17 protein-coding genes are annotated in these 21,558 nt (G+C 43.4%); 2 read left to right on the top strand and 15 right to left on the bottom strand.

The window, feature by feature from the left end; genetic code table 11:
- The 9 genes from sucD to sdhC all read right to left on the bottom strand — a co-directional run.
- On the bottom strand, positions 1 to 738 hold a 738-nt coding region (sucD, locus tag ACI882_RS17375; protein WP_411748575.1), incomplete at its 3' end, for a succinate--CoA ligase subunit alpha.
- Positions 735 to 1,904, bottom strand: coding sequence for an ADP-forming succinate--CoA ligase subunit beta (gene sucC, locus ACI882_RS17380; protein WP_411744303.1), 1,170 nt, complete (start codon positions 1,902 to 1,904; stop codon positions 735 to 737). The genes sucC and sucD, both read right to left, overlap by 4 nt.
- Before the next feature lie 119 nt (positions 1,905 to 2,023).
- Positions 2,024 to 3,460 (bottom strand): dihydrolipoyl dehydrogenase, encoded by a 1,437-nt coding sequence (gene lpdA, locus ACI882_RS17385; protein WP_411744302.1) that lies wholly within the window; start codon positions 3,458 to 3,460, stop codon positions 2,024 to 2,026.
- Positions 3,461 to 3,535: 75 nt separating this feature from the next.
- Positions 3,536 to 4,771 (bottom strand): 2-oxoglutarate dehydrogenase complex dihydrolipoyllysine-residue succinyltransferase, encoded by a 1,236-nt coding sequence (gene odhB / locus ACI882_RS17390; protein WP_411744301.1) that lies wholly within the window; start codon positions 4,769 to 4,771, stop codon positions 3,536 to 3,538.
- Between the two features lie 30 nt (positions 4,772 to 4,801).
- The gene (locus ACI882_RS17395; RefSeq protein ID WP_411744300.1) at positions 4,802 to 7,651 is read right to left on the bottom strand and encodes a 2-oxoglutarate dehydrogenase E1 component; all 2,850 of its coding nucleotides are present in this window, start codon (positions 7,649 to 7,651) and stop codon (positions 4,802 to 4,804) included.
- A 112-nt stretch (positions 7,652 to 7,763) separates the two neighbouring features.
- Positions 7,764 to 8,471, bottom strand: a complete 708-nt coding sequence (locus ACI882_RS17400; protein ID WP_411744299.1) for a succinate dehydrogenase iron-sulfur subunit — start codon at positions 8,469 to 8,471, stop codon at positions 7,764 to 7,766.
- 11 nt (positions 8,472 to 8,482) lie between these two features.
- Complete coding sequence (gene sdhA / locus ACI882_RS17405) at positions 8,483 to 10,255, bottom strand: succinate dehydrogenase flavoprotein subunit (RefSeq protein ID WP_411744298.1); 1,773 nt, start codon at positions 10,253 to 10,255, stop codon at positions 8,483 to 8,485.
- A 3-nt stretch (positions 10,256 to 10,258) separates the two neighbouring features.
- Complete coding sequence (sdhD, locus tag ACI882_RS17410; protein WP_411744297.1) at positions 10,259 to 10,606, bottom strand: succinate dehydrogenase, hydrophobic membrane anchor protein; 348 nt, start codon at positions 10,604 to 10,606, stop codon at positions 10,259 to 10,261.
- On the bottom strand, positions 10,600 to 10,974 hold the full coding sequence (gene sdhC / locus ACI882_RS17415) for a succinate dehydrogenase, cytochrome b556 subunit (protein ID WP_411744296.1): 375 nt from the start codon (positions 10,972 to 10,974) through the stop codon (positions 10,600 to 10,602). The genes sdhD and sdhC overlap by 7 nt, the downstream gene beginning before the upstream one ends.
- A 443-nt stretch (positions 10,975 to 11,417) precedes the next feature.
- Here sdhC and gltA point away from each other — a divergent pair, with 443 nt between their 5' ends.
- Complete coding sequence (gltA, locus tag ACI882_RS17420; RefSeq protein WP_411744295.1) at positions 11,418 to 12,689, top strand: citrate synthase; 1,272 nt, start codon at positions 11,418 to 11,420, stop codon at positions 12,687 to 12,689.
- Between the two features lie 282 nt (positions 12,690 to 12,971).
- Here gltA and topA read toward each other — a convergent pair whose 3' ends face one another.
- Entirely contained in the window at positions 12,972 to 15,695 is a 2,724-nt protein-coding gene (gene topA, locus ACI882_RS17425; RefSeq protein WP_411744294.1) for a type I DNA topoisomerase, read from the bottom strand.
- Positions 15,696 to 15,821: 126 nt separating this feature from the next.
- On the opposite strand from topA, the gene ACI882_RS17430 reads away from it, so the two are divergent.
- Positions 15,822 to 16,529, top strand: coding sequence for a hypothetical protein (locus tag ACI882_RS17430; protein WP_411744293.1), 708 nt, complete (start codon positions 15,822 to 15,824; stop codon positions 16,527 to 16,529).
- 52 nt (positions 16,530 to 16,581) lie between these two features.
- On the opposite strand, the gene fadA is transcribed toward ACI882_RS17430, so the two are convergent.
- The 5 genes from fadA to ACI882_RS17455 all read right to left on the bottom strand — a co-directional run bounded on the left by fadA (position 16,582) and on the right by ACI882_RS17455 (position 21,557).
- Complete coding sequence (fadA, locus tag ACI882_RS17435; protein WP_411744292.1) at positions 16,582 to 17,757, bottom strand: acetyl-CoA C-acyltransferase FadA; 1,176 nt, start codon at positions 17,755 to 17,757, stop codon at positions 16,582 to 16,584.
- Between the two features lie 15 nt (positions 17,758 to 17,772).
- Positions 17,773 to 19,917, bottom strand: coding sequence for a fatty acid oxidation complex subunit alpha FadB (fadB, locus tag ACI882_RS17440; protein WP_411747000.1), 2,145 nt, complete (start codon positions 19,915 to 19,917; stop codon positions 17,773 to 17,775).
- Between the two features lie 206 nt (positions 19,918 to 20,123).
- A complete protein-coding gene (locus ACI882_RS17445) occupies positions 20,124 to 20,633 on the bottom strand; it encodes a hypothetical protein (RefSeq protein ID WP_411744795.1) in 510 nt (169 codons plus the stop codon).
- Positions 20,634 to 21,356: a DUF6901 family protein gene (locus ACI882_RS17450; protein WP_411744796.1), complete on the bottom strand. Its 723-nt coding sequence runs from the start codon at positions 21,354 to 21,356 to the stop codon at positions 20,634 to 20,636. It abuts the gene before it with no gap.
- 27 nt (positions 21,357 to 21,383) lie between these two features.
- Positions 21,384 to 21,557, bottom strand: a complete 174-nt coding sequence (locus ACI882_RS17455; protein WP_411748576.1) for a hypothetical protein — start codon at positions 21,555 to 21,557, stop codon at positions 21,384 to 21,386.
- Position 21,558 lies beyond the last annotated feature (1 nt).

The raw sequence follows: 21,558 nt of genomic DNA on the forward strand, positions 1-21,558 counted from the left end.
GCCCATACGCTTACCTGGAGGAGCAGTTACACCTGCGATATATGATACGACAGGCTTAGTTACATGCTTTTTGATGTATGCGGCTGCTTCTTCTTCAGCAGTACCACCAATTTCGCCAATCATAACTATCGCTTCAGTTTTTGGATCTTCTTGGAACAACTTCAAGATATCGATAAAGTTAGAACCCGGAATCGGATCGCCACCAATACCAACACAAGTAGACTGACCAAAACCATGATCTGTTGTTTGCTTAACAGCTTCATAGGTTAAAGTACCTGAACGTGAAACAATGCCCACTTTGCCTGGTAAATGAATGTGACCTGGCATAATACCAATCTTACACTCACCTGGTGTGATAACACCTGGGCAGTTTGGTCCAATCATCTTAACGCCTTTGCGATCTACATACTCTTTCGCTTCTAGCATGTCGATGGTTGGAATGCCTTCGGTAATGCAGACAATTAGCTCTACACCACTGTCAGCTGCTTCAATGATTGCATCTTTACAAAACGGAGCAGGAACATAAATAACAGATGCATGTGCACCCGTGGCTTCAACTGCTTCACGAGCTGTGTTAAATACAGGCAAACCTAAATGTGTTGTTCCACCCTTACCAGGAGAAACACCGCCGACCATTTGTGTACCATATTCGATAGCTTGTTCACTGTGGAAAGTACCTTGTGAACCGGTGAAGCCTTGGCAAATTACCTTAGTATCTTTATTAATTAATACGCTCATGCTGCACCTCCGGCTGCTGCGACGACTTTTTCAGCGCCTTCTTTCAGAGAACCAGCTGCAACAATATTCAAGCCGCTTTCTGCTAATTTCTTAGAACCTAATTCTGCATTGTTACCTTCTAGGCGAACAACAACAGGCACTTTAACACCTACTTCTTCTACTGCGCCGATAATACCTTCAGCAATCATGTCACAACGAACGATGCCACCAAAAATATTAACAAATACTGCAGCTACATTTTCATCAGACAAGATGATTTTAAATGCTTCTGCAACGCGCTCTTTAGTAGCGCCGCCGCCAACGTCTAGGAAGTTAGCTGGCTTACCACCATGTAGGTTTACGATGTCCATTGTGCCCATTGCTAGGCCGGCACCGTTTACCATGCAACCGATGTTACCATCGAGTGCAACATAGTTAAGTTCCCACTCAGCGGCATCTGCTTCACGCTGATCTTCTTGTGAAGGATCGCGCATAGCTAAAATTTCTTTTTGACGATAAAGCGCATTGCTGTCGACAACCATTTTGGCATCTAAACAATGTAAATTACCTTCGTCAGTAATAACCAAAGGGTTAATTTCTAACAACGCTAAATCTTTTTCTTCGAACAATTTAGCCAAACCTAAGAAGATATGAGTAAATTGTTTAACTTGAACGCCTGTTAGGCCAAGCTGAAAAGCGATATCGCGCGCTTGGAAAGGTTGAGCACCAACCATAGGGTCGATTTCTGCTTTCAAGATTTTTTCTGGTGTTTCTTCAGCGACGGTTTCAATTTCAACACCGCCTTCTGTAGATGCCATAAATACGATACGACGAGTTGCGCGGTCAACAACCGCACCTAAGTACAGTTCGTTTGCTATGTCTGTACAAGATTCTACTAATATCTTGCTGACTGGCTGGCCTTTTTCATCCGTTTGAAAAGTAACCAAGTTTTTACCTAACCAATGAGCTGCAAATTCTTTAGCTTCTTGCGCAGACTTAACTAGCTTAACACCGCCAGCCTTACCACGACCGCCAGCATGAACCTGAGCTTTAACAACCCACATATTGCCTGGGATTTTACCGACCGCTGCTTCTACCTCTTCCGGGGTGTCACAAGCGAAGCCATCAGAAACCGGAAGACCGTATTCTCTGAAAAGCTGCTTACCTTGATATTCATGAAGGTTCATTATCTTATCCGTTTTTTAAAGGAGCAATTGAGGAATTTTTTATTGCTATAAGTTTCTTCGAAATTAGCTCTGTCGTTGAAAGAAAGAACGGAGATAATTCTCCGTTCTTAATTAAATTATTAGCGCTTTTTGCGGTTCACTTTGTGAATCGCCATATTATCAACTGCTAGCGCAGCTTCATGCACTGCTTCTGATAACGTTGGGTGTGCAAAACATGTTAACTGAAGGTCTTCTGCACTTGAGGCAAACTCTAATGCAATAACACCTTGAGCAACCATTTCAGATGCATTCATACCAAAGATATGCATGCCAAGAACGCGGTCTGTTTTAGCATCAGCTAAAATCTTAACTTGTCCATCTGTCGCATTAGCCGCTTGAGCTCGACCAATGGCAGCGAATGGGAAAGCACCCGATTTATACTCGACGCCGTCTGCTTTAAGCTCTTCTTCTGTTTTACCAACCCATGCTATTTCAGGGTGTGTATAAATAACATTTGGAATAGCGTCATAGTTCATTTGAGCATTATGACCAGCAATTATTTCTGCAACCATGATGCCTTCTTCAGAGCCCTTATGCGCAAGCATTGGACCACGAACAACATCCCCAATTGCATAAACGCCAGGTACCGTTGTACGACATTGATCATCGACAAAGATGAAACCACGTTCGTCTAATTTCACGCCACAATCAGTTGATAAACAACCTTCAGTGTACGGTCGACGACCCACAGCAACGACTAACTTATCGAAAACTTCAGTCTTTTCGCCTTCTGAATCTTGGAAAGTCACTTCGACTTTCTTACCTTTCATTTTAGAACCCGTAACGCGAGCTCCTAAACGAATATCTAAACCTTGTTTAGTAAAGGTTTTAAATGCGTCTTTAGAAATAGCTTTATCTGCTGCTGCAAGGAAGGTCTCCATTGCTTCTAAAACAACAACTTCTGATCCTAAACGAGACCAAACAGAACCTAACTCTAAGCCAATAACGCCCGCACCAATAACACCTAAACGCTTAGGTACTTCAGGGAATTCAAGTGCACCCGTTGAGTCGACAATGACTGAGCCATCTAATGGCGTTGGTGGGATATCAACAGGGACTGAGCCCATGGCTAAGATGACATTTTCAGCCTGGATAGTTTCGACCGAACCATCGTTCTTAGTCACATCAACCATCTTGTTGGCTTTTAACTCACCCTTACCTTCTAAGGTAGTTACACCGTTGCCTTTAAGCAATCCAGCAATACCCGTCGTTAATTGGTCAACAATACCATCTTTACGAGCAAGCATTTTAGAAACATCCATTTTAACCGATTTTACATCGATACCATGAATATCTAGCCCGTGATTAGCTTCTGCGTACATTTCAGATGATTGCAACAATGCTTTAGAAGGAATACAACCCACGTTTAAGCAAGTACCACCCCAAGTGGTTTTGCCGTCTTTCTTAACCCATTTTTCAATAATGGCGGTTTTTTTACCTAACTGGGCTGCTTTAATTGCTGCAACATAGCCTGCTGGTCCTGATCCGATCACAACCACTTCAAATTGATTTGCCATGGTAATAGATACCCTTATTGTCTAATTAACGTCGAGCGGGTTGAGTTACCCGCTCAAATTTCATGAATTTAGTAATTACAGCTCTAACAAAATACGAGCTGGGTCTTCTAGCATGTCTTTAATAGCCACCAAGAATGTAACGGCTTCTTTGCCATCAATTAAGCGATGGTCATAAGACAACGCCAAATACATCATTGGAAGAATTTCAACCTTCCCATTAACAGCCATAGGGCGCTCTTGAATTTTATGCATTCCTAAAATTGCGGCTTGCGGTAGATTCAGAATTGGCGTCGACATAAGAGAACCAAAGACTCCACCGTTAGAGATCGTAAAAGTGCCACCTTGCATCTCATCGATGCCTAGCTGGCCAGCTTGCGCTCGCGTTCCAAAATCTCTAATCGTGCTTTCAACACCCGCTAGACTCATGCGATCTGTATCTCGTAAGACAGGTACAACGAGTCCGCGATTACTAGAAACCGCAACACCAATATCTTGGTAGCCGTGGTAAACGATGTCGTCTCCGTCAATAGAAGCATTCACTTCTGGCTGACGCTTTAATGCTTCCGTTGCAGCCTTTACAAAGAAAGACATAAAGCCTAAACGCGTACCATTGTGAGTTTTTTCAAACTGATCCTTATAGCGACTGCGTAGCTCCATAATAGGCTTCATATTAACTTCGTTAAACGTCGTTAACATCGCTGTATCGTTAGTTGCTTCCAATAACCGCTCTGCAATTCGCTTTCGTAATCGCGTCATAGGAACTCGTTTTTCAGATCGCGCACCGCCAGCGGCTGGAGCAACGGCGGCACCTGAAGAAGAAGGAATCATTCCTGGCATGCTTTGAGATGGCGCAGAATTTGCTGCTACTGGGGCTGATCCAGACGCGGCGTTGACAACGTCTTCTTTGGTAATTCGACCACCTTTACCTGTACCCTTAATAGCATCTGCCGTCAAATTAGCTTCATCAGCTAAACGACGCGCCGCTGGGCTCATTGGTGTATCACCATCGGCATTTACGACCGCGGCAGAGCTGACTGTTTCTTGATTAGAAGTATCTGCGGCAACCGAAACATCACCAGCTTCAAACTGGGCGATTACTTCTAAGCTTAAAACGGTATCACCTTCATTTTTCGTGATAGCCGTTAAAGTGCCGTCTGCGGGTGCAACAACTTCTAGAACAACTTTATCGGTTTCTATATCTACAAGTAACTCATCTCTAGATACAGGTTCGCCAGGTTGCTTATGCCAAGTTGCGATAGAGCCATCTGCAACAGACTCCGGGAATTGTGGTGCTTTAATTTCAATAGCCATGTAAGAATCCTTTAAGTCTTTACCTGACGATTACTGAATATTCAGAATCGCGTCATTTAAGAATTTTTCAAGTTGCTCTAAATGCAACGACATATATCCAGCTGCAGGAGAAGCAGAAGCTTCGCGTCCGGCATAACGAAGATACAATTTCTCATCAATGCGACTGAGTGCTTTGCGCATATGATGCTGGCTTGAATACCAAGCCCCTTGGTTCATAGGTTCTTCTTGACACCAAACAACGTCTTTCACCTTTTTGAACGTTTTTATAACTTCTAATAAACGATCTTCAGGGAATGGGTACAGCTGCTCAATTCGAACAATCGCAACGTCATTAGCTTGTTCTTTTTCGCGTTTATCAACTAAGTCATAATAAACTTTTCCAGAACACAACACTAACCGTGTAACCTTTTTAGCGTCTATTTGCTGGCTAACTTCGCTAATGACCGTCTCAAATTTACCATTGGCAAGCTCTTCAAGGCTGGAAATTGCATCCTTGTGACGAAGCAAGCTTTTCGGAGACATGACTACTAACGGCTTACGTAAGTTTCGAATCGCTTGACGACGCAGCATGTGGAACACTTGCGCTGGTGTCGTCGGTGCGATCACTTGAATGTTTTGCTCAGCGCATAACTGTAAAAATCGCTCTAGTCGTGCAGATGAATGCTCAGGACCTTGCCCTTCATAGCCATGCGGTAACAACATAGTCAGACCACACAGCCGGCCCCACTTATTTTCACCTGAGGTAATAAACTGGTCAATTACTACTTGAGCACCGTTTGCAAAGTCACCAAACTGAGCCTCCCAAACAACCAATGCATTCGGCATTGTCGTTGCATAGCCATACTCAAACGCTAACACAGCTTCTTCTGACAAAAATGAGTCATAGATTTGGAACTTTGGCTGATCTTCAGACAAATGCGCTAGTGGAACATAGGTACTGCCATCTTTTTGATTGTGCCATACCGCATGACGATGCACGAAAGTACCCCGCCCTACATCTTGTCCGGTAATACGAACAGGCTGGTCGTTTTTCAAAATCGTCGCATACGCTAGGGTTTCAGCGAAACCCCAGTTAATTGGCAATGCCCCGTTGGCCATCTTAATACGATCATCAATGATCTTATTAACCTGTCTCTGCATTGAGAAGCCTTCAGGAACGGTATTGATTTCCTTCGCTAACTCTTGAAGCTCTTTTAAATCCATACTGGAGTCAAAATCATCAACGACAGGCTGATTTAGATAAGGAGTCCAATCTACAAACAACTCAGAGTTTGGCTTTTTAACTAATGCCTTAGCAACATGCTCACCTTTTTCTAAGGCATCACGGTAATCATTTGCGACCTGTTTGACGTACTCGTCCGTTACAACACCCGATTCAACTAACTTGGCGGCATAAAGCTCAAACGTTGTTTTATGCTTGCGAATAACGTTATACATCACTGGCTGAGTCATTGCTGGCTCATCGGCCTCATTGTGGCCACGACGACGGTAACAAACTAAATCTATGACTACATCTCGCTTAAACTGCTGTCGGTAATCAATCGCCATTTGCGTTACAAAAACTACAGCTTCTGGATCGTCACCATTAACATGGAAAATAGGTGCTTGAACCATTTTAGCAATATCGGTGCAGTATTCAGTTGAACGTGCATCTTCTTGCTTAGAAGTGGTAAAACCAACTTGGTTATTGATAACGATATGAACGGTACCGCCTGTTCCATAGGAGCGAGTTTGAGACATTTGGAATGTCTCCATCACCACACCCTGGCCCGCAAAAGCAGCATCACCGTGAATATTCACAGGTACTACTTGAGTACCGACTGTATCTTTTCGTCGATCTTGACGCGCACGTACTGAACCTTCAACAACGGGTGCTGCAATTTCAAGATGCGATGGGTTAAAAGCTAACGCTAAATGCAATTCACCACCAGAGGTCATCACATTCGACGAAAAGCCTTGGTGATATTTAACATCACCAGAGCCCATGCTCTCAGATAAGAAAGACTTGCCTTCGAATTCTTGGAATAAATCTGCCGGATTCTTACCTAAGATATTGACCAACATATTTAGACGGCCACGGTGTGCCATGCCGATGACGACTTCTTTAGCACCGTAAGAGCCACTACGTTGGATTAACTCATCCATTAATGGAATAAAGGCTTCACCACCTTCAAGGCCGAATCGTTTTGTGCCTGGATACTTAGACCCAAGGAACTTTTCCATCCCCTCTGCCGCACTTAAACGCTCTAAAATATGTTTTTTAGCTTCTACACTGTATTCTGGTTTGGAGCGAACCGACTCCATACGTTGTTCAATCCAACGTCGTTCAGCTGTATTAACAATATGTGTAAACTCAGCACCGACTGATGAACAATAAGTACTGTCGAGTGCTTCTAAAATTTCTTTTAACGGTGCTTCAGTTTTGCCGAAATAAAAGTTTCCGCACTGATAAACAGTCTCGGAGTCAGCATCAGATAAACCATGAAACTGAAGCTCTAAATCTGGGACTCTCGGTCGCTCGACTAAATTCAGTGGGTCGAGATTAGATTGCTGATGACCTCGAAAACGGAATGCAGTCGCTAACTGGTGTACACGAACTTGCTTGCGTTCATGTTCAGTTACAATAGATGGCGCTAAGGTATCGGCGGCTAAGTTTGGCGCTTTCCCTAGCAATAAAAAGTGATCGCGAACCGGCTGATGTGGCGTATCAGTGGTTACTTCATCATTAATATTTGGGAGTTTGTCGAAAACCGAGCGCCATTGCTCTGGGACAGAGTTGGGGTCAGCCAAGTAGGCTTCAAACATTTCATCAAGATAGGTTTGGTTGCCACCTGAAAAATGAGAAGACAACCAGAGTTCTTCCATTGAGGCGTTTTGCATTAGTGAACCCTATATGTTCAAACTTAATAAAGTGTTAGCAGAAATTATACTACTAACCCAAAACAACAAAGACACAGCGAAAAGGCAGTCGAAACTGCCTTCTTTGCTTAATTTAAGTTGCGCTACTTAATAGCATAGACCGTATATGGCCAATTGCTCGTGTTGGGTTTAATCCTTTAGGACAAACTGTCACACAGTTCATAATGCCACGGCAACGGAAGACACTAAATGGGTCATCCAACTGCGACAATCGTTCTTCTGTTGCAGTATCACGGCTATCTACTAAAAAGCGATACGCCTGCAGCAAGCCAGAAGGCCCGATAAATTTGTCGGGATTCCACCAGAATGATGGGCATGCTGTAGAACAACAAGCACATAATATACATTCATATAAGCCATCTAGCTTTTCACGCTCTTCCTGCGTTTGCAACCGCTCGATTGCTGGCGGAGGCGTATCATTGATCAAGAATGGTTGTACTTTCTCATACTGCTTATAGAAAGTACTCATATCAATAACCAAATCACGGATAACTGGCAAACCTGGTAGAGGTCGCAAAACAAGTGTTTTGCTTTCGCCACCTACATCAGACAATGCGGTAATACAAGCTAACCCGTTGGTTCCGTTGATGTTCATACCATCAGAACCACATACACCCTCGCGACAAGAGCGACGATATGAGACGGTCGCGTCTTTTTCTTTTACTAGATGCAATACATCCAACACCATTAAGTCTTTACCCTTTGGGATTTCAACTTCGAAATCCTGCATATAAGGCCGCTTGTCCGTATCTGGGTTGAATCGATAGATACTTACTTTCATCTCACAAACTCCTAGTACGTGCGGATTTTAGGTTGGAATGTTTCAACCGTTTTAGGGGTAAAGTTAACATCGCGCTTGCCCACTGACTTATCAATAGGGTTGAACAATGAGTGGCACAACCAATTTTCATCATCTCGATTTTCAAAATCATAACGAGCATGTGCACCACGGCTTTCTGTACGCGTATCGGCAGAAATAGCGGTTGCTTCAGCAACTTCCATTAAGTTAGACAGCTCAAGTGCTTCAATTCGTGCCGTGTTAAAGGCATTTGAACGGTCTGCCAAAACGACATTTTCTACCCGCTCACGAATTTCGATAAGCTTCTTGCGGCCTTCTGCCATTTTATCGCCTTCACGGAACACACCAAAATGCAATTGCATGGTATTTTGTAGATCTTTCTTAACTTGGTCTACATTTTCACCGGTCTTACGTGAATCAAGTGCCGTTAAACGAGACATCGCTTGTTCTACATCAGACTCAGAGGCGGGGTCGCTACTGAAACCTTGACGTAATGATTCTTCGATTTGAATACCCGCTGCGCGACCAAATACAACTAAGTCTAATAGCGAGTTACCACCTAAGCGGTTGGCGCCATGCACAGATACACAAGCTGCTTCACCGCAGGCATACAAGCCTTCGACAATAACATCTTTGCCGTGCCCATCACGCATAATCGCTTGGCCACCAATATTGGTCGGAATACCGCCCATCATATAATGACACGTAGGTACAACGGGGATAGGGTCTTTAGCTGGATCTACGTGTGCAAAGGTCTTAGACAACTCCATAATACCTGGAAGTCTTGATTGCAACAGTTCTTCACCTAGGTGATCTAATTTCAAGAACACGTGATCGTTTTCTGGACCGCCCCCGCGACCTTCTAGAATTTCCATAACCATTGAGCGTGCCACAACGTCACGACCGGCTAAATCTTTTGCGTTTGGCGCATAACGTTCCATGAAACGCTCGCCATCTTTATTGACTAAGTAACCACCTTCACCGCGGCAACCTTCTGTCACCAATGTTCCAGCACCATAAATACCGGTTGGGTGGAACTGCCACATTTCCATATCTTGCACAGGGAAACCTGCACGCAACGCCATACCAATTCCATCGCCGGTATTAATAAGTGCGTTGGTTGTTGAGGCATAGATACGCCCGGCCCCACCTGTTGCTAATACTGTTGCTTTTGCACGAATATGTACGATATCGCCAGTTTCAATTTCAATGGCGATAACACCCACTACTGCGCCTTGGGCGTTTTTCACAAGGTCAACTGCATACCACTCGTTTAAAAAGCTTGTGCCTGCTTTTAGATTACCTTGATACAAGGTGTGCAAAAGAGCGTGACCCGTGCGGTCGGCAGCTGCGCAAGTACGTGATGCCTGAGTTGGGTTTTCTGGACCTTTAGACTGACCACCGAAAGGACGCTGATAAATACGTCCTGATTCAGTTCGCGAGAAAGGCAAGCCCATGTGATCTAATTCAAAAACAGCCTGCGGACCCACTGAACACATATATTCAATGGCATCCTGATCGCCAATATAATCCGACCCTTTTACGGTATCGTACATATGCCAGCGCCAATCATCATTAGGATCTTCACTTGCAATCGCACAAGTAATACCACCTTGTGCTGATACGGTGTGAGAGCGTGTAGGGAATACTTTAGATACGACTGCCGTATTCAAACCTGATTCCGCTAACTGCAATGCTGCTCGCATACCAGCACCACCACCACCAATTACGATGGCGTCATAGGTCATTGTTTTAATAGTTGCCATTTCTTATACACCCCAAACCGCAGAAAAACCGACGACAAAATAAATAAAGTTAGTGAGAGCGATAACAGAAAGTACTAAAAACCGCGCCCAAGCGTTTTTGACGTAATCTGTTGCAATCGTCCACATACCAACCCAAATGTGCCCCACTAACGACAACAACGTTGCTAAAGTGAAAATCTTAACCCAAAAATTAGCAAACAATGCTTGCCAAGTTTCATAAGTTACTTCTGAGGCGAATAAAAAATAACCGAACAAAAAAACGGTATAGGAAGCTAGCACAACGGCTGATACGCGTTGCATCAACCAATCTAATAGGCCACTTCGCGATAAACTTGTAATACTTGTTACCATACCCAAACCCCCAACAAAATAATGGTTACAGCGGCTAGCGCAAATACGACTTTCGATGCAATCGGTCCAGTTTCGAACGACTCGAAATAACCGGCATCCATACATAAGTGTTTAATGCCTGCGATGAAATGGTACGCAATTGCAGACAATATTCCCCAAGTAATAAATTTCGCTAATGGATGCGTCATAATCTGCGACACTTGCTCAAACCCAACTTTAGATTCAAGACTCTTCGTGAGTGCCCACAGCACAAAGCCTATGGCTACAAATAGAATGACTCCAGCTACACGATGCGTAATAGACGCTAACGCGGTCACCGGAAATCGGAACTTCGATAAATCGAGGTTGACGGGACGATTATTTTTCACGGCAGTAGTCTCATGTTTTTTCTTATGCGGCCCCTATAAAGAGGGGAGTTGGTGGACTAGAACTCGAAATAGCCATTCGAATTCAAAAGCGGCATGATTATAGATAGCCAACTTACGAATTACAAACGTTTACAGCCTTTAATTAACATTAGTTTTTAAGAAAAACAGCTATATAGCCTAATGAACTCGATGGCCTGCTCAAATACTAGTCACACACCCCTACTCTAGACTATTTTTCACCTTTAGATCATCGTCTATTGGTATTATGATGAACTTTATGAACAATATGGTACTAAAGACCAAATTGACTTTCGATTGTAAAACTCTATAGTAATGCGCAATTTAGTGCCGCTCAAAATACAAACCTAAACTTGGCGGCACCTTGTTAACCCTATATTTTCAACGCTTCCTAAGCCTATAAACTACCTAAGAGAGGAGACCTCATGGCTGACAAAATTGCCAAGCTGGTCATTGAAGGACAAGACCCTATTGAACTACCGATTTATTCGGGCACATTAGGTCCAGACGTTATCGACGTCCGTTCTTTAGCTGCAAATGGCCTGTTCACCTATGATCCAGGCTTCATGTCTACCGCATCGTGTGAATCAGAAATCACCTTTATTGACGGAGACAAGGGTCTTCTACTACATCGCGGTTACCCTATCGAGCAACTCGCTGAAAAAACAGCTTACTTAGATGTTTGCTTCTTACTTTTGCATGGGGAACTGCCTAACCCTGAAGAAAAAGCCAAGTTTGAAAACGTAATTATGCACCACACCATGGTTCATGAGCAGCTACATGATTTCTTTACGGGCTTCCGTCGCGACTCCCACCCCATGGCAGTTATGGTTGGTGTAGTCGGCGCATTAGCGTCTTTCTATCACGATTCCCTAGACATCACTAATGAGAAGCATCGCGAAGTTGCCGCACATCGCCTAATATCTAAAATGCCAACGCTTGCTGCAATGGCTTATAAATATTCAATCGGCCAACCCTTCACATACCCACGCAATGACCTAACTTACGGCGGTAACTTTTTACACATGATGTTCAGTAACCCATGTGAAGACTATGTAGTTAATCCTGTTTTGGCTCGCGCTATGGATAAGATATTCATCCTACATGCAGACCACGAACAAAACGCTTCTACTTCTACAGTACGTCTCGCAGGCTCATCTGGCGCGAACCCATTCGCATGTATTGCTTCAGGTATAGCAGCATTGTGGGGGCCTGCTCATGGTGGTGCAAACGAAGCCGTTTTAAATATGTTAGCTGAAATCGGCGATGAATCTAATATCGATGAATTCATTGCTCGGGCTAAAGACAAGAATGACCCTTTCCGTCTAATGGGGTTTGGTCACCGTGTTTATAAGAACTTTGACCCACGCGCACGTGTTATGAAGAAGGCCTGCGATGATGTACTAGCAGAATTAGGCATGGAAAACGATCCACTATTGAAAATTGCCAAACGTTTAGAAGCAATTGCATTAGAAGATCCTTACTTCGTTGAAAAGAAACTATATCCAAACGTCGATTTTTACTCGGGTATTATTTTTAAAGCCTTAGGCATTCCAACCGAAATGTTTACAGTATTATTTGCTGTAGGCCGTACTCCTGGTTGGATCGCACATTGGAAAGAAATGATTTCAGGCCCCTATAGAATCGGCCGCCCTCGTCAGCTTTATACAGGCGAAACAGTACGCGATTTAGACTAAGCGTTATATAGAAACCGGCGAAAGTCGGTTTTTTTTCATCTTTTATTATAATGCCATCAACATACTTAGTATCACGTTTAGAAATATTACCCTGCTCTCTAATTCGGCTTATGGCCGAAACTATTGAGAGGCCTATCTAATCTATCCTCGCTTTTAGCCCATAAAAAACGACTAGAACCTTTCAAGCACAAATCAAATGGCGAAAAAAAACCCAACCTATATCCGCTATAGATCGGGGTTTTTAATGGCCGAAGCTAACTCTCTATCGGTTTAACGCGATCTTCAGTCTTTAGCAGGCGCTTTTGGCTTCTTAGGCGCTGCTTTTACTTTAGCCTTGGCTTTGGGTTTCGCCTTAGCTTTGGCTTTTGGTTTTGCCTTGGCTTTTTCTTGAACGGTCCATTTACCACCGTCAAAGTAAGCTGCCCAACCCGTCGCCTTACCATCGACCTCGCTCATCACATACTGTTCTTTAGTTTTGCGACTGAAACGGATAACCGAAGGGTTGCCATCTCCATCCGCTAAAGGCGCGTCACATAAATAGTGATACTTCTCTGGCAACTCAGCCTTATGCGGTACAATTTCTGCTACCAACGGCGGTCGAGTCTCACGGTTTTTCGGGAACTGGCTGGCGGCCAAAAACATCCCTGCCGCGCCATCGCGCAAGACATAAGTATCTTCAACTTTTACGCATTGCAGTTCAGGCGTGGGAATTGGATCCATTTTAGGTGGCGCAGCTTCGCCACTACGCAGAAGTTTCCGTGTATTTTTACATTCTTCATTGGTACAGCCGAAGTACTTACCAAAACGACCACTTTTTAGCTGCATTTCGTTACCGCATTTGTCGCATTCCAAAACTGGGCCTTCGTAGCCTTTGATTTTGAATTCGCCCGCTTCAACTTTAAACCCAGAACAGCTTGGGTTGTTACCACAAATATGCAGTTTGCGTGTTTCATCGATCAAATAGCTATCCATAGCTGTACCGCAGATATTACAACGCTCTTTTTGGCGCAGCTGATTTACTTCGGCTTCGTCATCGTCGTCTGCTGATATAGCTTCTTCACCGGGCAACAAATTAAGCGTGCCTTTACAGCGTTCTTTTGGCGGCAAGCTGTATCCTGAACAACCCAGGAAAACCCCCGTAGAGCCATTGCGTACCATCATAGGTCGAGCACATTTCGGGCAAGCAATATCGGTTAAGGTGGGTTCATTTGAGACCATCCCACCTTCACTTTCATCCGCTTCAGCTTTGGCTAGTTGGTCTGTAAAGCGCTGATAAAACTCATTTAGGACGGTTTTCCAATTTTTATTACCCGTGGCAATTTCGTCCAAATACTCTTCAAACTGCGCCGTGAACTCATATTGCATTAACTCTGAAAAAGAATGAGTTAAACGATCAGTGACAATATCACCCATTTTTTCAGCGTAAAAACGGCGACTTTCTAAGCGAGCGTACCCCCGATCTTGAATTGTAGAAATAATCGAGGCATAAGTTGATGGTCGCCCAATACCGAGTTTTTCTAGCTCTTTGACAAGAGACGCTTCAGTAAATCGAGCAACTGGTTTGGTAAAATGTTGTTTTGGTTCAAGCGCTTTTAAATCAAGGGTTTCATTTTCTTTGAGATCAGGAAGTTCAATAATATCGTCACGCGTTTGCCCGCCTCTCATAACTCGTGTAAAGCCATCAAAAACCAACACACGACCTTTGGCTTTTAATTCATAGCCGCCAGTTTCAACAAATAGATTTGAGCTTTTATATTTGGCTGGCGTCATCTGACAGGCAACGAATCTCTGCCAAATCAATTCATAAAGCCGCTGTGCGTCCCGCTCTAACTCTGTAAGCGATGAACTCATGCGAGTTACACTCGAGGGCCGGATTGCTTCGTGCGCCTCTTGTGCGCCTTCTCGGCTACCATAAACAATGGCGGACTCAGGCAAATATTTCTCGCCGAACTCCTTTCCAATAAATTCACGTGCAGATTCAACCGCTTCTGCACTTAAATTAGTTGAATCGGTACGCATGTAAGTAATATGACCGGCTTCATACAAACGCTGAGCCATCATCATGGTTTTCTTAACACTAAAACCTAGTCGGGTACTTGCTGCCTGTTGCAATGTAGACGTAATAAACGGTGCAGCAGGCTTAGAAGACGTAGGCTTGTCTTCACGCTTGGTAATGGTAAAGGCTTGTTGCCCAAGGCGCTCAACATGCTCTGTTGATTGCGCTTCGTTAACAGGGCGATACTTTTCATCAAGATACTTCGTCACTTCGAAGCGAACGTCTCCCAATGAGGTACCTAACTGTGCATGTAAATCCCAAAACTCTTCTGGAATAAACTTACGAATTTCTTGTTCGCGCGACACAATGAGTCTAACGGCAACAGATTGAACACGGCCAGCGCTCAAGCCACGAGCGACTTTAGCCCATAATAAAGGCGATACCATAAAGCCAACAACACGGTCGAGGAAGCGACGCGCTTGCTGGGCATTTACTCGATCAATGTCTAATTCACCAGGCTTTTCGAAAGCCTCATTAATAGCCTTTTTCGTAATTTCGTTAAAAACGACTCGCTTATACTTCTCAGGCGCCTGGCCTATAGCTTCTTGTAAATGCCAAGCAATTGCTTCCCCCTCGCGGTCCAAATCGGTCGCGAGATAGATACAATCGGCATCTTTGGCAATTCGGCGCAGTTCATCAACCACTTTTTCTTTGCCCGGCAAAATTTGATAATTTGCAGCCCAATCATTTTTAGGGTCGATGCCCATTCGATTGACTAATTGCTCCTGCGCTTTCGTCTTTTTATAGACGGCTTTATCTTCAGGCGACATTTTACGCGTCTTTGCAGCCTGTGCAGCACGAGCTTTTGGATCTACCGGCTTGCCTTGACCGCTGGTCGGTAGATCACGAATATGTCCGACTGATGACTTCACAATAAAGTCAGGACCTAGATATTTATTTATGGTCTTAGCCTTCGCAGGCGATTCCACTATGACCAGAGATTTTCCCATGCGCTATAATTCCGCTAATGTGTTCTTTTTATATAAGTAACTCAGGTTTACACTTTCCGCAAGCGGCGAAGGTTATAACTGATTAAAATTTCACGTCAAGTAACAATGCAAATTCAAGGGAAATCTATGTCATTTTGGGGATTTATCGCACTATTATTGCTAACTTGCATCATGGTTGGTGCTCTGTATATGGCAAAAAAAGCGACGAATAAAGAATTAGAATTGCAAAAAAGACGCAATCGGATTCGAGAAATTCGCAGTGAATTAGCCGATATAGACGAGCTTTTACAAACATTATTGCTTTACGATCGCGATGTAAATTTACTTTACAATCTAGTAAATCGCATGGAAAAAGATATTTCTGAAGGCTTAACCTTGATACCAAACTCACCCGATTTACTCGAAGAAAAAGAATCACTGCTTAAAATTCGACCAAAAATCATAGCACTTACTGAAGAACCTCTCGAACCAGAAATACCAGGCACAGATCGGCAAATCTTCTTAGTTAAACGCCACTTTTCGCAAACACTGAAACTCATCAGAGACTTTTACCAGAAAGGCGATATTGATGAAATTTCATTCAATCAACATCGTAATCGACTCTTACTCAACTCCATAATGTTAGAGTTTAATGCGTATGTACGCCAAGCTGAAGAAGCAAAAGCTCTAAATAATCTTGGCATGGCAGCAAATTTTTACAAACACGCGAAAGACATCTTACATAAGTCTGATGTGGATATTCCGAATAAAAACAATGAAATCAAACGTATATCTAAAGAAATATCAGGCCTTTATGTCACCCATGCCGATGAAGAAATGACCAAAGATAAATAATCAAGAAGCAAAAAAACCACTCAAGTGAGTGGTTTCTAAATTTACTTAACGCTTAAACTCGTTCAATAACCGTACTAATACCTTGCCCTAGCCCGATACACATGGTCGATAAACCAAACTGCGCATCTTTTTGCTCAAGAACATTTAACAAAGTACCGGTAATACGCGCACCAGAACAACCAAATGGGTGCCCAAGTGCAATGGCGCCGCCATGTATGTTGACACGATCATCCATGCGATCCATTAACTTTAGATCTTTCAGCACTGGCAACGCTTGCGCTGCAAAGGCTTCGTTCAACTCAATATAATCTATATCGTTGATTGTCATGCCTAGTTTCTTTAAAGCCTTCTGAGTCGCCGGTACTGGACCGTAACCCATGATAGACGGGTCAACACCCGCCAAGCCCATAGAACGGACGACAGCGCGCGGCTTAAGGCCTAATTCTTTAGCTTTCTTAGCAGACATTACCAACATTGCAGATGCGCCATCGGTAATTTGACTAGAAGTGCCCGCCGTAACCGTACCTGATTTTGGATCAAATGCAGGTCGTAACGATGCTAAACCTTCAACGGTCGTTTCTGGGCGAATCGTTTCATCATGCTTAATGATGTAAGGATTGCCCGCGGCATCGTGCCCTTGTCTGGCGATTATTTCATTATCGAAATGGCCAGCTAATGTTGCTTGGTGAGCACGCTGATGAGATCGGAAACCAAACTCATCCTGTGCTTGGCGAGAAATACCATGCATCTTAGATAGAAGCTCAGCAGTCAAACCCATCATACCAGCGGCTTTTGCGGCTTTATGAGATAAGCTTGGGTTTGGATCAACACCGTGCATCATGTCAACGTGACCCATATGTTCCACACCGCCGATCAAATAAACATCACCATTATCAGATTGAATATTTGCTGTAGCGATATGCAAGGCTGACATTGAAGAACCACACAAACGAGACACAGTTTGCGCCGAGGTTGTATGTGGGATCACTGTCAAAAGCTGCATCATACGAGCAACGTTCCAACCTTGCTCTTTAGTTTGGTTGACACAACCCCAGATAATATCTTCGATATCGGCTGGGTTTAAATTTGTATTACGTGCAAGCAACCCGTTAACTAGGTCTGCACTTAAATTTTCAGCGCGTGTGTGTCGGAAACTACCGCCTTTTGAACGGCCCATTGGCGTTCGAGCGAAATCTACAATTACCGCATCATTATCTTTTAAGCTCATTATTTCACTCTCCCGTTAACCGTAGAATTTTTCATTATTGGCTGCCATTTCACGTAGCTTCGCAGTTGGCTCATAGAGTTTGCCTAGCGAGCTGTACTTATCACATAATGCTACGAACTCAGCCACACCCATGTCGTCAATGTATTTAATCGCACCACCTCGGAATGGAGGGAAGCCAATACCATAGACCAAGCCCATATCAGCTTCAGCAGGTGTATTCACAATATTATCTTCTAAACAACGCACTGTTTCTAAGCACATTGGAATCATCAAGCGATTAATAACATCTTCATCAGTCATTTCTTGCTGAGTTTCGACAACACCCGCGACTAATTTATGTGCGACTTCATCAGAAAGTTTTTTCTGTTTACCTTTCTTATCAAGTTCGTACTTATAGAAACCTTGGTTATTCTTTTGGCCATAACGATTTTCTTCAAACATGACGGCCATTGCAGATCTGAAATCTTGCGCCATACGATCTGGGAAGCCAGCAGCCATCACTTCTTGTGCATGTACGCCAGTATCAATACCAACTACATCTAGCAAGTATGCTGGACCCATTGGCCAACCAAACTTCTCCATGACTTTATCAACACTTTCAAAGTTAGCACCGTCGCGCAACAACATGGCAAAACCACCGAAGTACGGGAATAAAATACGGTTAACTAAGAAGCCTGGGCAATCATTAACAACGATTGGAGTTTTGCCCATTTTTTGTGCGTACTTAACAACAGTTGCAATTGTTTTATCAGACGTTTTCTCGCCGCGAATAACTTCAACCAATGGCATTCTGTGCACTGGGTTAAAGAAATGCATACCACAGAAATCTTCTGGCTTTTTAAGCGCCGTTGCAAGTTCTGTAATAGAGATTGTCGAGGTGTTTGATGCTAAAACTGCGCCATCTTTAAGGTGTGTTTCTGCTTCCGCTAGTACAGCTTTTTTAACTTTAGGGTTCTCGACAACCGCTTCAACGACAACGTCTACATTGCCGAAATCGCCATATGATAAGGTTGGTCGAATACGCGTTAATGTTTGTGCCATTTTAGCAACATCCATACGCTTACGGCTAACGGCTTTTGTTAGAAGATTAGTTGCTTCATCCAGACCTAATTGAATACCAGCTTCGTTGATATCTTTCATTAGAATGGGCGTGCCTTTATAGGCGCTTTGGTAGGCTATACCGCCACCCATAATACCGGCACCCAATACAGCCGCTTGAGAAACATCACCTGCCAATGCAACATGATCTTTGGCAATTTTCTTAATCGTTTGGTCGTTTAAAAACAAACCAATTAAGTTTCGGGCAACAGGCGTTTTAGCCAATTTCGCAAAACCTTTGGCTTCAATCGCTAAGGCTTGATCGCGATCGAAATTTGCATGTTTTTGGATTGTTTTAATAGCATCAACAGGCGCTGGGTAATGCTTGCCTGCTTTACCGGCAACAAAACCTTTTGCTGTTTCAAAAACCATCATTGATTCAATGGCGTTTAAGGTCAATTTGCCCTTCTTCGCTTTCTTACGATTTTCGAAGTCAAGCTCGCCAGAAACAATACGTTGCAATAACTTGAATGCTTCTTCTTGTAACTGAGCAGGTTCAAATACGGCATCGACTGCGCCGTCTTTTAATGCTGCGTCTGCGCGTTTTTCAGATCCACCGGCAATCCAGTCAATTGCATTATCGGCACCAATGACACGAGATAAGCGAACAGTACCGCCAAAACCAGGATAAAGACCTAATTTAACTTCCGGTAAACCGACTTTCGCTGCTGAAGACATTACTCGATAATCACAAGCCAAGCACATTTCCATACCGCCACCGAGTGCAATACCATTTATTGCGACAACGGTAGGAATGGTTAAATCTTCAAAACGACTGAATATCTCATTAGCTTGCAATACAGTTGCGACAACTTCGTCCTCTGTTTGCTCAAACCACTGAAGAAATTCTGTGATATCAGCACCAACAATGAAACTATCTTTAGCACTGCTAACTAAGACGCCTTTAGCAGTAGAGTTTGCAATTGCTAAGGTTGCTTCGTTGAGTTCGGTGAGAGTGGCTTTATCGAACTTATTGACCGATTCATTCTTAAGGTCAAACACCAGCTCAGCAAGACCACCGTCACGCTCTTTAACGGAAATACTATTGCCTTGGTAGATCATGAACTGTCTCCATTTATCTTTGTTTGGTTGCGAATTAGGTTATCGCTTATTTTCAACTTTCATGCATCAATCGCTAATTTTTAGAGATTAGAATGACACTCCGCGACGAAATCAAACGCAAGTTTCAAACGACTGTTTGATTTAAATCACACAATACCCCAACAATGCGTTAAGTCAACTGTTTGAATAGGATAGTTGAATAAGAATTATTCGCCGTGAATTTTTCTATTAATGAGCTTAGCGGCTGCTGTGAGCCAGTTAGATAGGCGTTCAAAGGTGATTGAGGGGTCTTTTTCGTCCCAAGAGATGGCGGCTTGAGTTATATCGACACTGACGACAGTGACACTGAGTGGCAACGTATCTACAAACGCAGCGATGCTATGCATTAAAGACTCTGACAAGCCAACGCGTTCGTGCCATTGCCAACCCTCAGGTAAATAAATGCCAGCTTCGCCTGTAGTGCGGATAACGGTATAAGGCTGGGTAGGTGTTTTTACCAGAGCAAGGTTTTTAACATAAATTGTGACTATTTCTTTACTATCATCAATTCGCCCCAACTCGGTGGTATTAGGTATTTTTAGACTACTAATGCGAAACCCAGACATAAGTGCCTGAAATCGCAACTTGGCAAGAAATTGATCGCGTGCAGATGGTCGCATCCACATAAACGAACCGACTAGCATTAACATGGCCAAAACCGCGATGAGCAGGCCCATCTATGGTTTTGATCCTGTTAGTGTTTCAAACTCTTTTAACGGGTCTGTTTCATCTAAGAACCGGCCTTTAAGCTTTTTAAGCTGTGATTCTAGAGAATAAGAAACGCTTGAAGACAATGTAAAAAAGCTTAACAAAGCTTTAAGATTGGAATCGCCTTCACAGGCAGAGTGCACACGCTGCCAAACCGCCTGATTGACTAATTGAAGCTCACGATTCAAAGACACGAGCCCATCTAAATTCCAATCAGCTTCTTCGTGATCTTTCATATTGTAATACTGTCGTAATAAGTAGGTTCCTACACTACGAACAATAAACTCTTCTTGGCTTGCGAATGGTAAGTGGGTAAAGGCCATAGGCTTTAAATTTTTTAAGATCGGACAAGCACTATTTGCCATAACCAAGCCCATTAAAGACCGCAAACCTTCTTCTAAGCCAGTTGTTTTGTGATACTCACGATTACTGGTTATTACTGAGACTTCAACTTTCGTGAATCCTGGCAACTTGCGAAAGTCTTCAACAATTGGCTGAATATCTAAAGCCGCGGGACATCGCTCAATTTGAGTGCGATCCAATGGGCAGTTTGTACACTGGCAATACTCCAACTTTGTCCACGGCGCAGGGTCTACAGGTATACGCTCTACTTTGATCTCTTCGGCCGCGGCAGTCTCAATACGTAACTCTGTACCGTTTTCAATAAACTTAAATAAATAAGTGATACTCATCTATTGCTCCATATCTTGGCTACACTATCAGTTAACTAAACTTTCAAGTTCTGCCCAACGTTCATAGGCGTGATTTAGCGCTTGTTGAACAGATTCTAGTTTCGCTAGCACTGTAGTAGTAACATTTGAGGACTGATTGTAAAAGTCAGGGGCGGCTACGTCTGCTTCCAATGTCTCAATTTCTAACTCTAATTTTTCTATC

The organism is Reinekea sp., from assembly GCF_046710285.1.
Lineage (GTDB): Bacteria > Pseudomonadota > Gammaproteobacteria > Pseudomonadales > Natronospirillaceae > Reinekea.

Coding starts and splice junctions, on each gene's coding strand:
- sucC (WP_411744303.1), bottom strand. CDS start 1,904: ATGAACCTTCATGAATATCAAGGTAAGCAGCTTTTCAGAGAATACGGT.
- lpdA (WP_411744302.1), bottom strand. CDS start 3,460: ATGGCAAATCAATTTGAAGTGGTTGTGATCGGATCAGGACCAGCAGGC.
- odhB (WP_411744301.1), bottom strand. CDS start 4,771: ATGGCTATTGAAATTAAAGCACCACAATTCCCGGAGTCTGTTGCAGAT.
- ACI882_RS17395 (WP_411744300.1), bottom strand. CDS start 7,651: ATGCAAAACGCCTCAATGGAAGAACTCTGGTTGTCTTCTCATTTTTCA.
- ACI882_RS17400 (WP_411744299.1), bottom strand. CDS start 8,471: ATGAAAGTAAGTATCTATCGATTCAACCCAGATACGGACAAGCGGCCT.
- sdhA (WP_411744298.1), bottom strand. CDS start 10,255: ATGGCAACTATTAAAACAATGACCTATGACGCCATCGTAATTGGTGGT.
- sdhD (WP_411744297.1), bottom strand. CDS start 10,606: ATGGTAACAAGTATTACAAGTTTATCGCGAAGTGGCCTATTAGATTGG.
- gltA (WP_411744295.1), top strand. CDS start 11,418: ATGGCTGACAAAATTGCCAAGCTGGTCATTGAAGGACAAGACCCTATT.
- topA (WP_411744294.1), bottom strand. CDS start 15,695: ATGGGAAAATCTCTGGTCATAGTGGAATCGCCTGCGAAGGCTAAGACC.
- ACI882_RS17430 (WP_411744293.1), top strand. CDS start 15,822: ATGTCATTTTGGGGATTTATCGCACTATTATTGCTAACTTGCATCATG.
- fadA (WP_411744292.1), bottom strand. CDS start 17,757: ATGAGCTTAAAAGATAATGATGCGGTAATTGTAGATTTCGCTCGAACG.
- fadB (WP_411747000.1), bottom strand. CDS start 19,917: ATGATCTACCAAGGCAATAGTATTTCCGTTAAAGAGCGTGACGGTGGT.
- ACI882_RS17445 (WP_411744795.1), bottom strand. CDS start 20,633: ATGGGCCTGCTCATCGCGGTTTTGGCCATGTTAATGCTAGTCGGTTCG.
- ACI882_RS17450 (WP_411744796.1), bottom strand. CDS start 21,356: ATGAGTATCACTTATTTATTTAAGTTTATTGAAAACGGTACAGAGTTA.